At 69.0% G+C, this 13,770-nt stretch carries 9 protein-coding genes; 3 read left to right on the plus strand and 6 right to left on the minus strand.

Going from position 1 to position 13,770, the window contains the following annotated elements:
• Positions 1 to 12: 12 nt before the first annotated feature.
• Together ABD768_RS33980 and ABD768_RS33985 are read right to left on the minus strand one after the other, a co-directional pair.
• Positions 13 to 819 (minus strand): spermidine synthase, encoded by an 807-nt coding sequence (locus ABD768_RS33980; protein WP_343969098.1) that lies wholly within the window; start codon positions 817 to 819, stop codon positions 13 to 15.
• Positions 820 to 841: 22 nt separating this feature from the next.
• Positions 842 to 2,014 (minus strand): glycerophosphodiester phosphodiesterase, encoded by a 1,173-nt coding sequence (locus tag ABD768_RS33985; protein WP_344847684.1) that lies wholly within the window; start codon positions 2,012 to 2,014, stop codon positions 842 to 844.
• A gap of 174 nt (positions 2,015 to 2,188) precedes the next feature.
• On the opposite strand from ABD768_RS33985, the gene ABD768_RS33990 reads away from it, so the two are divergent.
• Positions 2,189 to 3,181: a malate dehydrogenase gene (locus tag ABD768_RS33990; protein ID WP_343969102.1), complete on the plus strand. Its 993-nt coding sequence runs from the start codon at positions 2,189 to 2,191 to the stop codon at positions 3,179 to 3,181.
• Between the two features lie 57 nt (positions 3,182 to 3,238).
• Here the strand turns inward: ABD768_RS33990 and ABD768_RS33995 are convergent, their stop codons facing one another.
• The 4 genes from ABD768_RS33995 to ABD768_RS34010 all read right to left on the minus strand — a co-directional run bounded on the left by ABD768_RS33995 (position 3,239) and on the right by ABD768_RS34010 (position 10,604).
• A complete protein-coding gene (locus tag ABD768_RS33995; protein WP_344847686.1) occupies positions 3,239 to 5,731 on the minus strand; it encodes a glycosyltransferase in 2,493 nt (830 codons plus the stop codon).
• A gap of 228 nt (positions 5,732 to 5,959) precedes the next feature.
• Complete coding sequence (locus ABD768_RS34000) at positions 5,960 to 9,301, minus strand: S8 family serine peptidase (protein ID WP_344847688.1); 3,342 nt, start codon at positions 9,299 to 9,301, stop codon at positions 5,960 to 5,962.
• 167 nt (positions 9,302 to 9,468) lie between these two features.
• Positions 9,469 to 9,738: a DUF3017 domain-containing protein gene (locus ABD768_RS34005; protein ID WP_343969108.1), complete on the minus strand. Its 270-nt coding sequence runs from the start codon at positions 9,736 to 9,738 to the stop codon at positions 9,469 to 9,471.
• Complete coding sequence (locus tag ABD768_RS34010) at positions 9,738 to 10,604, minus strand: bifunctional methylenetetrahydrofolate dehydrogenase/methenyltetrahydrofolate cyclohydrolase (RefSeq protein WP_343969110.1); 867 nt, start codon at positions 10,602 to 10,604, stop codon at positions 9,738 to 9,740. The genes ABD768_RS34005 and ABD768_RS34010 overlap by 1 nt, the downstream gene beginning before the upstream one ends.
• 100 nt (positions 10,605 to 10,704) lie before the next feature.
• Here ABD768_RS34010 and ABD768_RS34015 point away from each other — a divergent pair, with 100 nt between their 5' ends.
• Both ABD768_RS34015 and ABD768_RS34020 read left to right on the plus strand, forming a co-directional pair.
• A complete protein-coding gene (locus ABD768_RS34015) occupies positions 10,705 to 11,259 on the plus strand; it encodes a TetR/AcrR family transcriptional regulator (RefSeq protein WP_344847690.1) in 555 nt (184 codons plus the stop codon).
• A gap of 82 nt (positions 11,260 to 11,341) precedes the next feature.
• Complete coding sequence (locus tag ABD768_RS34020) at positions 11,342 to 13,513, plus strand: MMPL family transporter (RefSeq protein WP_343969113.1); 2,172 nt, start codon at positions 11,342 to 11,344, stop codon at positions 13,511 to 13,513.
• Positions 13,514 to 13,770 lie beyond the last annotated feature (257 nt).

Genomic DNA, 13,770 nt, shown 5'->3' on the forward strand with positions numbered 1-13,770 from the left:
GTTTTGTCCGGTTCAGCGGCCGAACGTGCCCGCCGGAGCAGCCGGCGACGCGAACCCCTCGGAGTCCGTCAGCGGCGCCGCCTTGCCCGCGAGCTCGCGCAACGGCAGCACCTCGTACGGCGGTTGCGCCCGTCGCCCGACCGGTGTCAGGTCCGGTACCGGCTGCGGCGATCCCACCAGCACCACGTTCCCGAAGCCCTTGCCCCGCAGGACCTTGCGCTCGGCCAGCACCACCCCGTCGCCGAGCCCGGCCAGCAGCGTCGCGGCCACCCGGCGAACGAACCCCAGCCCGGCGGTGCCGTCGATCAGGTTGAAGACGAGCACGCCACCAGGACGCAGGATCCTGGCACACAAGGCGACGAACTCGGCGGTGACCAGATTCGCCGGCACGGCCTCGCGGACGAAGGCGTCCACGATCACCACGTCGGTCGAGTCCTCGTACAGCTCGGTGATCCCGGCCCGGCCGGTGACACCGCGGACCTTGATCCCGGACCGCTTCGGCAGCGGCAGCGTCTCGCGGACGAACTCGGTGAGGTCCTCGTCGGGCTCCAGCACGATCTGCCGGGACCGCGGCCGGGTGACCGCGACGTACCGGGCGAGGGTCAGCCCGGCGCCGCCGACGTGCACGACCGAGATCGGCTGCTTGCGGGCCGCCACCAGGTCGAGCACGTCGCCGATCCGCCGGACGTACTCGAACGCGAGGTTCGACGGATCGGCCAGGTCGACCTGGGACTGCAACGAGCCGTCGACGCGGAGCAGGAAAGTACCGTCCGGCTCCGCCTCGACCGTCGCAGTCCCCGTGCCGACCTTTCGTTCCACCCAGTCATCTAACCAGCAGGGGTTACCTGGACTCCGCCTCGGCCGCGACCGCGATGTCGGCGTTGTCGGAGAAGAGACCGTCGATGCCGACCTTGCGGTACGCCGCGATCTCGCCGAACAGGTTGCCGGAGTCGGACTGCACCGCGTCGGAGTCGAAGTCGGCCGGCAGGAAGTTGTTCTCGACCCGGAAGGTGTACGGGTGCACGACCAGGCCGGCCCGGTGCGCGTCGCGGACCAGGTCGGTCGGCGTGCCGAGCTTGCCGGCCGCGTCGAGCGGGATGATCTGGTCCTTGGACGGGCCGACGCCGTCGGCGTACGTGGCGACCTCGCGCAGGCCCTTGGCGGACACGATGTCGGCGTACGTGCGCTTGTCACCGCTGACCACGAAGTCGTACGGCGCGCCGGTCGAGCTGGTCAGCTGGACCAGCGGGACCCGCAGCTCCTTGTCGAGCGCCTTCAGGTTGCCCACCTCGAAGGACTGGACGAAGACCTTGGCGTCCGGGCGGTTCAGGTTGTTGCGGTTCAGCGTCTTGATCAGCTCCGGCTCGAGCGGGAGACCCTGCCGGCGGAAGTAGGTCGGGTGCTTGGTCTCGGGGTAGATCCCGATCGGCCGGCCGAGTTCGCGCGACAGCCGCTTGGTCAGGTCGATGACCTCTTGGAAGGTCGGGATCTGGTACCGGCCGTCGAAGACCGTGTTGTGCTGGCGGATCGCCGGGATCCGCTCCTTGGCGCGGAGCGTCTTCAGCTCCTTGAGGGTGAAGTCCTCGGTGAACCAGCCGGTCGTGGCGACGCCGTCGAGCAGCTTGGTCTTCTTCCGGTCGGCGAACTCCGGGTGCGCCGCGACATCCGTGGTCCCGCCGATCTCCGGCTCGTGCCGGGTGACCAGGACGTGGTCCTTGGTCGTCACCAGGTCGGGCTCGATGTAGTCGGCGCCCATCCGGGCGGCCAGCTCGTACGACGCCAGCGTGTGCTCGGGCCGGTAGCCGGAGGCGCCCCGGTGGCCGACGATGACGAAGTCGTCGTGCTTCTTCGCCTCCGCGAGCCGGGCGGCCGGAGCGAGCGCGGCCTGCTCCTGGCCGGCCGCCTGCACGGCGGTCTGCGGGGTCGAGCCGGACAGCTGGGGAACGAAAACCGACGCGCCGACGGCAACAGCCGAGGCGGCGACGGCGACGAACCGGCGGGGCACCGAAATCATCGAACTTTCTCCTAACAAGTCAGGGACTGAGCACACCCTCGGTTCAGCAGAAGGCGGTCTGGAGTCTTGCTGGTGAACGGGTGGTGTGGATCACCTGACCCACCGTCGCCTACCGGCGGCGGACTTGCTAGCGTCCGAAGGGAGTCTGTCGTTGAATCCTTTGAGGAGCGTGTCGTGAGCAAAACCCCAGTGAAGGTCGCCATCACCGGCGGCGCCGGTCAGATCGGATACAGCTTGCTGTTCCGGATCGCGAGCGGCGCGCTGCTCGGGCCGGACACGCCGGTCGAGCTGCGGCTGCTGGAGGTGACCCCGGCGCTGAAGGCGCTCGAAGGGGTGGTGATGGAGCTCGACGACAGCGCCTTCCCGACGCTGGCCGGGGTCGAGATCGGCGACGACGCCAACAAGATCTTCGACGGCGCGAACCTGGCCCTGCTGGTCGGCGCCCGCCCCCGCACCAAGGGGATGGAGCGCGGCGACCTGCTGGAGGCCAACGGCGCGATCTTCACCGTCCAGGGCAAGGCCCTGAACGAGCACGCCGCCGACGACATCCGGATCACCGTCACCGGCAACCCGGCCAACACCAACGCGCTGATCGCGCGCAGCAACGCCCCGGACATCCCGGCCGAGCGGTTCTCGGCGCTGACCCGGCTGGACCACAACCGCGCGCTGGCCCAGCTCGCGAAGAAGACCGGCACGCACGTCACCGACCTCAAGAAGCTGACCATCTGGGGCAACCACAGCGCGACCCAGTACCCGGACATCTTCCACGCCGAGGTGGCCGGCAAGAACGCGGTCGAGGTCGTCAACGACACCGAGTGGCTGGAGAACGACTTCATCCCGACCGTGCAGAAGCGCGGCGCGGCGATCATCGAGGCCCGCGGCGCGTCCTCGGCCGCCTCGGCCGCGATGGCCACCGTCGACCACGTGCGCGACTGGGTCAAGGGCTCGGCCGACGGCGACTGGCTGTCGATGGCGGTCGTCTCCGACGGCTCGTACGACGTGCCGGAGGGTCTGATCTCCTCGTTCCCGGTGACCACCAAGGACGGCAACTACGAGATCGTCCAGGGCCTGGAGATCAACGACTTCTCCCGCGCCCGGATCGACGCCAGCACCAAGGAGCTCGGCGAGGAGCGCGACGCGGTGAAGGCACTCGGCCTGATCGGCTGACCCACCCCGCGACGAAGAAGCCCCGGACGCCGAGCGTCCGGGGCTTCTTGAGTTCTGTCAGGCCTTGCCGAGGAAGGTCGACAGCGCCTCGGCCGAGCGGCGGCCGTCGTGCACCTCGCTGATGTAGATCGGCCCGGCAGCGGCCGTCTTCTGCGCGTCCTCACGCTCCCCGATCAGCCGCTCGACCACAGTGCGCAGCTCGCCCGGATCCGCCTGCACGATCGGTACCTCCATCGGCAGCCGGTCCCGCACGCGCTGCGAGATCCGCCCGACCACCACACGCCCGGCGGCCATCGCCTCGGCCGTCAGCGCGCCGTACGAGCCGAGCCGCACGTCCTCGACCACGATGTCCGAGGCCCGCACCAGCTCGAGCAGTTCGGCGCGCGAGCGTCCATCGGCCGTCTGGTAGTCGATCAGCCCCAGGTCGTGCAGGTCGGCGAGCGCCGGATCGGCCTGCCCGAACTGCAGCACCACCGGCGTCTCCCGCTCCAGCACCGGCGGGCTCAGCGCCGGGTCGGCAGGCTCGATGACGACCGGCAGCCAGACGCTGTAGTCGACCGTGTCCACCAGGTCGGGCGCCGTCACGAACCGCGGCCCCTCGTACTCCGCCAGCCGCTCGCGGGTCACCTCCCACCGGCGATCCCGGACGTCCGCCGCATGGAAGACGACTCCGTGCGCGATCCCGGAGGACTCGAGGAACTCCAGATCCTTCGTGAACCACTGCAGCGCGGTCTGCCCGAGCAGCGCATGCCCGGACTCGAACAGGACGTGACTGACCCCGTTCTCCAGCATCTGGTCGGCATGCTCGATCCGCCAGCCGACGCTCTTCTTGTACTCCGCTGAGCCCGCGACCCGGTCAACGCCGAACTCGTCCGCCACGCCACCCACCTGCAGCGACTCACCCTCGATACCCGGCAGATGACGCTCGACAGCGCGCGCCCAGGCCCAGGCCTGGCCGTCCGTGTTGGTCGGCCCGATCAGCAGCCGCGACCGGTCCCGCGCGGGCGCCGGCTCGACGGTCAGCTCGCGGCCGAGCAGCTCGCCGTACAGGACCCGCAGCTTGTCGGCCTGCCCGCTCCAGGCCGCTTCCTGCCTGAACGTCGGCGACGCCAGCCGCTCGCGGTACTTGTTGGTCCGGCTGAGCAGCAGTTTCGCCTTCTCCGCAAGGTCTTCGGGGTTGCCGGCCTCGAAGGACTCACCGATCCCGAACTGGGCGACGAACTCCTTCATGCTGGACATGTCGCTGGTCAGCACCGGCAGCCCACCGAGGCTGTACTCGAAGAGCTTGTTCGGCATCGCCATCTCGTGGTTGGGCGCGCGCAGCATCGGGATGATGCCGGCGTCCGCGGTCGAGAGGAACGCGGTCACCTCGTGCGGCGCGACCGGGTGCAGGTAGTGCATCCGGTCCTCGACGCCGAGCCGGATCGCGTGCTTGCGCAGTACTGCGACGGCCGGCTGGTCCGGGGACGGTACGGCGACCACCGCGAGGTGCACGCCGGGCATGTCCGGCATCGCCTTGATCGCGGTCTCGACGCCTCGTACCGCCGTGATGCCACCGCTGTAGACCAGCAACGGGACATCGTCGGACAGCCCGGTCACCGTGCGGATGTCCTGCGTCAGCTCGATCTCCCGCGGGATGTCCGGGGTGTTCAGGATGACCTGCGGCAGGTGATCGAGGTTGTTCTCCTCCTTCAGCCGCTGGGCGATCGCCGAGCTGACCGTGATCACCCGGTCGGCCGCATAGAGGTACTTCTTCTCGTGATCGGCCCACGCCGCGATCCACCGCGGCGTGCGGTGCCCGTACTGCGCGATGCCGGGCACGTACTCGTGCGCGTCGTAGACGACCTTGAGGTCCCGCCCGCGCAGCTTCGCCCGGCCCTTGGCCCGAGCCGCCACGCCGACCAGGTGCATGTCGTGGGCGTGCAGGACGTCAGGGGCGAGTTCGTCGAGGACCTGGCCGAAGATCTGCTCGTAGTCCCAGGCCTCGGGCACGACCTCGCGCCAGGAGACCGGGCGCTCCATCCGGGACACCTTGCCGTCGTACCAGGCCCAACTGCTGGCGAACATCTTGTTCTGGCTCAGCATGAAGTCGCGGCGGAGCCGGACCCCGACCGAGGCGGCACCCAGCCAGCGCTGCCGGACCACCCGGGTCAGGACCCCGAGCCGGAAGCCGACCGGGCTCGCGGAACCGGCCCGCTTGGCGCCGACGGCGTCACCCGACTCGGCCTTCAGGTCGGCCAGCCGGGCCGCGATCCGGGCCTCCCGGGCGGCAGCGTCGACGCTCGACTTGTAGCCCAGCAAGGGCAGCCGGCGGGCCCGTCGCCGCGCGCGGCGGCGCCGGCGGTCGTCGCGGAGCGGGAAGGCGCTCGGCAGCCGCGCCATCACGGTGTTGCCGTCCAGGCACTTCATCGACAGCACGCCGTCCGGCGAGACCCCGAGCAGCGTGACCCGTACGCCGGTACGGGAGATCGCCATCGCTTCCTTCAGGACCCTGCTGTCGTTGTCGATGCCGTTCGCCACCATCATCACGACGTGTTCTGCCGTTGCCACTGAGCCTCAGTTCCAGTCGTCTTCGTCGCCTGCGCCGCGCCAACACTATGGCGTCTTACGGTCCAGACCGGTTGGTCATTCTGCCCTGTAGATGGGGCACGCCCAGCTGGAAGTTGCCTGTTCGGCCTGCAAGAACATGCAAAGTTCGCCCGGCCGACAACGAAGAGACCCCCGGAGGCGTCCGGGGGTCTCTCGCAGTGATCAGCTCAGTTCACTGGGTAGTGTTTCTCACCGGAACTGGTACGCCCCGATGGTGATCTGGTCCGTCGTGTTGCCGGCGGCGTCGGCCAGCTGGGCCTTCAGCGAGATCGCGCCGCCCTTGGGCGTGACGAAGATCGCTCGATATCCGGCGCCTTTCCGTACGACGACGGCCGGCTTCCAGGTCTTGCCGTCGTCGCCGGAGACCTTCAGCTCCAGCTTCTTCACGGCCGGCAGCCTGGTACTTCCTGCCTGTGCCGTCAGATGAATCGGCAGCACGGTCACGGTCGACCGCTTCACCGTGTTCCTGCTGTCGACCGCAGGCGTGTAGCCCACCGTCCGCAGCGGGATCGCTTGCAGCTTGTCGGACCCGGCCGAGCCGAAGGTGAAGATCAGCTCGGTCCTGCTCGACTGCTTCAGCAGCGACGACCGGTCCAGCGAGGTGACGTACTTGTACGCCGCCTTGCCCGCCGGCAGGTCGCTGACGACGAGATCGCCGAACCACCCGGACTCACCGGCGAGTTGCCCGTTCCGGTAGAGCTTGCTGCTCTGAGTGTCCGCGGCGGTGACTCCGGAGTTGCCGTCGGCGTCCGTGCTCGAGTAGATCCCGAGCGCCAGCTCGTTGCCCGTCCGTGTCGCGTAGAGCGGCGTCGGCGCGAAGACGGCCGCATTGAACCGCGCCTGGTACGACTTGCCCGCCTTGAAGGTGTTGATGGGCGAGGTCAGCCGGGTCACCGTGATCGGGAACGGATCGTCCGGGTCGGTGCTCGGCGTGATCTCCGACACCTCGGTCTCCCAGCCGGCCGGCGCGGGATCGACGTACAGCTTCGTCCTGGCCGGCAGGTCGAAGGGCACGATCGGCGTCCAGGCACCGCCCAGGCCAGGAGCGTGGGCGTAGACGGACCGCTCCGCCTGGCGGTCGGCGGTGGCGTTGATCGACTGCGTCACCGTCGCCAGGTCCTTGGCCCGGACCGTGCGTTCGAAGCCGTCGAAGAAGACATCCGGCTTCGTGTTCACCAAGGCGTACAGGTACGGCGTATTGGTGAACCTGCCGTCGGTCAGCTGACCCCAGTCGGAGACGACATGCGAGGACATCTGACCGGCCGGAGCCGGGCCGCCCAGGTTGGCGGTGTGCAGTCCGTCGAAGTCGAAGGCCAGGATGCTCGAGCTCAGGCCGCCCGTCTCGTCCGTGCCTTCCCGCTCGTAGCCGATGTCGGCCAGGAACACCTTGGCGTCCTTGTCCGGAACCGTGGTGACCACCGGCTTGGTGGTCCGGGCGTCGAACACGACCGTCTTGTCGCTGGTCAACTTCAGCAACGGCTGGACGACCGTGTAGGAGTCGTAGGCGTCCGAGTCCGGTCGCTCGACCGTCTGGTCACCCTGCAGCAGGTAGTCGCCCTTGGGCAGCCGGACCTTCGACGTACCGCTGGGGTCGCCGTAGAAGTCGAACCAGGGCGACGTGACGCCGAAGACCAGGGCACCGCCGTCAGCGGACGGCTTGCCGTCGGGACCGACCTGCTTGAGGGTCAGCGTGTAGCTCTCGACCTCCTTGTTCACCCCGATCGGGGAGACCACCGATGCACCGGCCGAGGTCGCGGTGACCCGGCCGGAGTACAGGCCGTCCGGCCCGCTGTTGTTGGTGTTCGAGGTCGCCTCGACAGTCGCAGTACCACCGGCAGGCACGATCACCGAGGACGCGCTCAGCTTGATCGCGCCGGTGGGAGCCGGGGCGCCGGTCGAGTCGGCCAGCGAAGCGGACAGCGCCAGCGTCACGGCCTGGTCGCCGAGGTTGCGATAGGTGATCGTCTTGGTCACCGGGGTGTCGTCGGTGTGCGGCCATTGCGCAGTACCGAACGAGACGCTGCCCGGCTCGGCGATGACGGACTGCTTGATCGCCCTCGCGACGTCGATCCGGCCGGCGCCCTGCTCGAACGCGGACTGGTCGGCGGCGACCTTGGCCGACGCCATCAGCGCGCCCTTGAGCTCGGTCGCCTTCCAGCTCGGGTGTTGCTGCGCCAGGATCGCGGCCGCCCCGACGGTGTGCGGGGTGGCCATCGACGTACCGGACAACCGCAGGTACTTGTCGCCGACCGGTTCGCCGATCACGCCGTCCTTGGCCCGGGCCGCGACGATGTCGACGCCGGGCGCGGTCACGTCGGGCTTGAGCGCGCCGTCCCCGGTTCGCGGTCCGCGGCTGGAGAAGTAGGCGAGCTTGTCCTGCTTGTCGACCGCGCCGACGGTGAGCGCGGCGTCCGCGCTGCCCGGCGACTCGATCGACCCGGCGCCCGGGCCGCTGTTGCCGGCCGCCACCACGAACAGCGTCCCGGTCTGCGCGGTCAGCCGGTTGACGGCCTCCTCGATCGGGTCGAGCTCCGGGGTGTCCTGACCGCCGAGGCTGATGTTGACGACCTTCGCCTTCACCTCGTTCGCGGCCCACTCCATCCCGGCCAGGATCGCCGAGTCAGGGCAGCCGTCGAGCTGGCAGACCTTGCCGTCATACAGCTTCGCGTCCGGTGCGACGCCCTTGTACTTGCCTGCGGACGCGGCAGCGGTACCGGCGATCGTCGAGGCGACGTGGGTGCCGTGCCCGACATTGTCACCGGCCGGGCCGTCGGTGAAGTTCTTCGCGCCCGCGACCTGAGTGGCCAGGTCCGGGTGGGTGGCGTCGATCCCGGTGTCGAGCACCGCGACCGAGACACCCTTGCCGGTGTAGCCCGCCTTCCAGGCATCGGGTGCGCCGATCTGCGGGACGGACTGGTCCAGCGAGAGGTGCCGTTTGCCGTCCAGCCAGATCTTGTCGATCCCACTGGCCGCCCTCGCCGATCCTGCCTCCGCCAGGAAACTCGCGGTGGCCGCCTTGTCCACCTTGAGGGCCGCGCCGTTGATCACCGGCAGGTTCCGGCTGACGGTCGCACCGGCGGGAGCGGACCGTTTCGCATTGCCCTGATAGGTGACGACGAGCGGGATCACCTTGCTCGACTTGTCGTCGTACCCGGCCCTGATCAGCCCGGCGACGTCGAAGAGCCGGCTGTCGAGCCGGCCCGATGCCACCGCCGCGCTGACGTCGGACGGAATCACCAGTAGCCGGTCCTGCTGCCGGGTCGCTCGGAACGTCACGCCACGCCGCCCAGGTCCCGGCTGGATGGACGCCTTCGCGGGGTCGCCGCCTTGCAGCGTGACCTTGTCACCTGTGAGCAGGGTGACGACCCGGTCGGCTGCGTTCACCTTGCCTGTTGCCTTGGCTTCCGGCTCGGCGCTTGGTGCGGTGCCGCTCGCTTGTGCTTGCCCGACGGCGGTGACGCCCAGGCTGAGCACGGCCAGCGAGACGACCGCGGTCAGCCCGAGCCGCCGCGATCTGGTTCTCGATCTCACGATGAGTCCCTCCCAAGTTGTTGTCCTCAACAGGTGCCGCCCGGTGACCTCACAGTGCGGATTCAGGGCGACACATAGGGTGAGACGCATTGCTCGCGCGCAGCGTTGCTCGGCCGGCCGACATTGACCCGATCGGGTCAGGACCGGCAGACCAATGCCTCAGATCGTCAGTTGGGCACGATCAGGCCGAGGATGGCGATCGCGGCGCCGACGCCGAGCAGCAGGGAGATGTCGAACATCCGGCCGCGGACCCGGAGCAGGCCGGCCGCGCTGTCGCTCAGGCTGAGCCGGAGCAGGGCGGCGAACAGGACGCCGCCGGCGAAGATCAGCACGCCGTTGCGCCAGTTGTAGAAGGTGAGGACGACCAGGCCGGTCATCGCGACCAGCCCGGACATCACCAGCGGCCACTCGGAGCGCCGCTCGGCCGGGGCTGCCATCACCCGGCGCTGGCTGCCTGGGCAGCCTCGGCTGCCTCGACGACGTTGGTGAGCAGCATCGCCCGGGTCATCGGGCCGATCCCGCCCGGCATCGGCGCAATCCAGCTGGCCACCTCGCGGGCGGCCTCGTCGATGTCGCCGACGATCTTGCCCTCGGCGTTGCGGCTGGTGCCGACGTCCAGCAGGACGGCACCCGGCTTGACCATGTCGGCGGTGATCAGCCCGGCCGAGCCCGCGGCCGCGATCACGATGTCAGCGGTCCGGACGACGCCGGCCAGATCCTTCGTGCCGGTGTGGCACTGGGTCACGGTCGCGTTCTCGGACCGCCGGGTGAAGAGCAGGCCCATCGGCCGGCCCGCCGTGACGCCACGGCCGACGACGACCACATGGGCGCCGGCGATCGGTACGTCGTACCGGCGGAGGATCTCGACGCAGCCCTTGGGGGTGCACGGCAGCGGGCCGTCCTGGCCGAGGACCAGCTTGCCGAGACTCATCGGGTGCAGGCCGTCGGCGTCCTTGGCCGGGTCGATCAGGCCGAGGATCTCGTTGGTGTCGACGTGCTTGGGCAGCGGGAGCTGGACGATGAAACCGGTGCACTCCGGGTTCTCGTTGAGCTCGACCACCTTGGCCGCGATCTCGTCCTGGGTCGCGGTGTCCGGCAGCTCGACCTGGATCGAGGAGATCCCGACCGCCGCGCAGTCGCGGTGCTTGCCGGCCACATAGGCCCGGCTGCCCGGGTCGTCGCCGACCAGGATCGTGCCGAGCCCGGGCACCACGCCCTGCTCGGCGAGTTTGGCCACCCGGACCGCCAGCTCGCTCTTGATCGCCGCCGCAGTCGCTTTTCCGTCCAGAATCTCCGCCGTCACAACACCGGAGTCTGCCAGGCCCGGCGCGGCAGGCGTGAACTGGAGCACAATCCTGACCGATCGGTTGAAAACTGGCCGACCGGTCAGGATGATGGATGGCATGGCAGCTACCAGCAGCGTTCGGGACCGGACCCGACTCGAGATCGTCCAGCAGGCGATGACTCTGTTCCAGGAGAAGGGCTACAACGCCACCTCCCTGCAGGACATCGCGACGGCGGCGGGCTGCTCGAAGGCGACCGTGCTCTACCACTTCAGCGACAAGACGGGCGTCCTCGTCGCCGTCCTCGAGCCGTCTCACGCGGCACTGAGCAAGCTGGTCGCGGAGGCGTCGGCGCTGCCGGCCGCTGAGGCGCAGGAGCTGGCCATCGGCCGGTTCGTGGAGCTGGCGGTCGAATTCCGCGGGCTGATCAGCGTGCTGCAGGACCTCTTCGGGTCGCTCGGCGAGATCCCCGAGTTCGGTGGGCTGGTCGCCGAGGGGCTCCGGCTGACCGAGCTGCTGGCCGGTGGTACCGGCAACCAGCTCGAGCTGGACGTCGCCAAGTTCGCCATCAACGGCCTGCTCGGCGAGTGCCGTCATCCCGGCGAACGCACCGACGCCGAACTGCACGAACTCTGCGACACCGCGCTGCGCCGGCTCCTCCGGCCACCGGCCTGACCACCATGCCCCGGGGCCCGCGTGACGTACGCCCCGGTTCCATCCCCTGCCAATCCCGCTCCAGCGAAACGGACGCATTCTGATGGCCAATCTCCTGTACCGGCTCGGCCGGTTCTCCTACCAGCGGCGGCGGCTCGTCGCGGCGATCTGGACCTTCGTCCTGGTCCTGCTCGGCGTCGGCGCGCTGACGCTGGGCGGCGGTACCACGAACGCCTTCTCGATCCCCGGGACCGAGTCGCAGCGGGCGCTGGACGCGTTGCAGAAGGACCTGCCGGCCGCCAGCGGCGCCTCGTCGTCGGTGGTCGTCAAGGCGCCCGAGGGCAAGACGTTGATGGACCCGGCCGTGAAGGCGGCGGTCGGCGCGACGGTGGCCAAGGCCGCGAAGGTGCCGGAGGTGATCGCGGCGATCGATCCGTTCACCAGCAAGGCGATCAGCCCGGACGGTACGACGGCGCTGATCAGCGTCCAGTTCGACAAGCCGGCCGACGAGCTGTCCAAGGAGAGCACGCAGGCCTACGACAACCTGAAGTCGCTCAGTTCGGGTGACCTGCAGGTCGTGCCGGGTGGGCAGATCGTCGGCGGGCCGCCGGAGATCGGCTCGACCGAGGCAATCGGGGTCGCGGTGGCGGCGCTGGTCCTGGTCATCACCTTCGGCTCTCTGGTCGCGGCCGGGATGACGTTGCTGACCGCGCTGCTCGGCGTACTGGCCGGGATGGCCGGGTTGTTCATCGTCACCTCGTTTGTGGATGTGTCGTCGACGGCGCCGATCCTGGCCTTGATGCTCGGGCTGGCGGTCGGGATCGACTACGCGTTGTTCATCAGCTCGCGGCATCGGTCGCAACTGGCGGCGGGGATGGAGATCGAGGAATCCGTTGGCAGGGCGACCGCTACGGCTGGGTCGGCGGTGATGTTCGCCGGGGCGACCGTGGTGATCGCGCTTGCTGGGTTGAGTGTTGTGGGGGTTCCGTTCCTGACGGCCATGGGGTTGGCGGCTGCTGCGACGGTGCTGACCGCGGTACTGGTTGCGTTGACTCTGGGGCCTGCACTGCTTGGCTTCATGGGGCGTCGGGTGCTGCCACGGAAGACTCGCAAGGTTGCGGTTGCTCCGGTGGTCGAGGGCTTCGGCTTCAAGTGGGCGCGGCTGGTGACGCGGTTCCGGATCCCGATTGTTGCCGTGGGCATCATTGGGCTCGGGGTGCTGGCGATTCCGACGCAGGACATGCGGTTGGCGCTGCCGGATGGGGCGTCGGCTGCGGCCGGTACGAACCAGCGGGTCGCGTATGACCTTGCTGCGACGGCGTTCGGGCCGGGGTCGAACGGGCCGCTGGTCGTGGTCGTGAAGAGCGACAACGCGGCGACGTCGGCTGCTGCGGTCGACCAGGTGATGGGGAAGGCCAAGGGGTTGGCCGACGTGATCGCCGTACAGCCCGGGCCGGGCAGCAAGGACGGCTCGACGCGGCTGGTCACGGTGATCCCGAAGAGCGGGCCGGCATCGGAGCAGACCGCCGATCTGGTGAAGGACCTGCGGACGGCGATCCATCCGCTGGAGGCCGGTGGTACGACGGTGTCGGTCACCGGTAACACCGCGGTCGGGGTCGATGTGTCCAACAAGCTGACCAATGCACTGCCGGTCTACCTGCTCGTCGTGATCGGGTTGTCGTTCCTGCTGTTGCTGCTGGCGTTCCGGTCGATCCTGGTGCCGCTGAAGGCGACGCTCGGCTTCCTGCTGACGATCGGCGCGACCTTCGGCATCACGGTCGGGGTGTTCCAGAAGGGCTGGGGCGCGTCGCTGCTCGGCGTCGACTCGCCCGGACCGTTGGTCAGCTTCCTGCCGATCATCATGATGGGCATCCTGTTCGGGCTGGCGATGGACTACGAGGTCTTCATCGTGTCCCGGGTCCGCGAGGAGTTCGTCCACGGCAAGCACGCCACCGAGGCGACCATCCAAGGCGTGGGCCACGGAGCCAGGGTCGTCACCGCCGCGGCCCTGATCATGGCCGCCGTCTTCGCCGGCTTCATCCTGGTCGAAGACCCGATCATCAAGACCATCGGCTTCGGCCTGACGATCGGCGTCCTGATCGACGCCTTCGTGGTCCGCATGTCGATCGTCCCCGCCGTCCTGTCCCTCCTCGGCGACCGAGCCTGGTACTTCCCCAAGTGGCTCGACCGCCTCACCCCCAAGGTCGACATCGAAGGCGAGTCCCTCAACCCGGCCAAGAAGCCGGAGGAAAAGGAACTGGTCACCGTCGACTGACCCCACCAGAACCGGCAACACCCCGCCAGAACCGGCGACCACGAACACCCAACGGCGACCTCGAACACCGCACGGCGGGCTTGAACACCAAACGGCGGGCTTGAACACCAAACGGCGGGCTTGAACAAGTTATTACGTGTTCAAGGTCACCACTCCATGTCCACGGTCGCCACTTCCCGTGCGAGCCCACCAGTGGTGGGCTCGGACAGGCAGCGGAGGGTCTGGACAAGGTGCGCCTTGTTCAGACCCTCCGTTTC

The organism is Kribbella ginsengisoli (assembly GCF_039537185.1).
GTDB classification, from domain to species: Bacteria; Actinomycetota; Actinomycetes; order Propionibacteriales; family Kribbellaceae; genus Kribbella; species Kribbella koreensis.

Coding starts and splice junctions, on each gene's coding strand:
- ABD768_RS33985 (WP_344847684.1), bottom strand. CDS start 2,014: ATGATTTCGGTGCCCCGCCGGTTCGTCGCCGTCGCCGCCTCGGCTGTT.
- ABD768_RS34005 (WP_343969108.1), bottom strand. CDS start 9,738: ATGGCAGCCCCGGCCGAGCGGCGCTCCGAGTGGCCGCTGGTGATGTCC.
- ABD768_RS34020 (WP_343969113.1), top strand. CDS start 11,342: ATGGCCAATCTCCTGTACCGGCTCGGCCGGTTCTCCTACCAGCGGCGG.
- ABD768_RS34015 (WP_344847690.1), top strand. CDS start 10,705: ATGGCAGCTACCAGCAGCGTTCGGGACCGGACCCGACTCGAGATCGTC.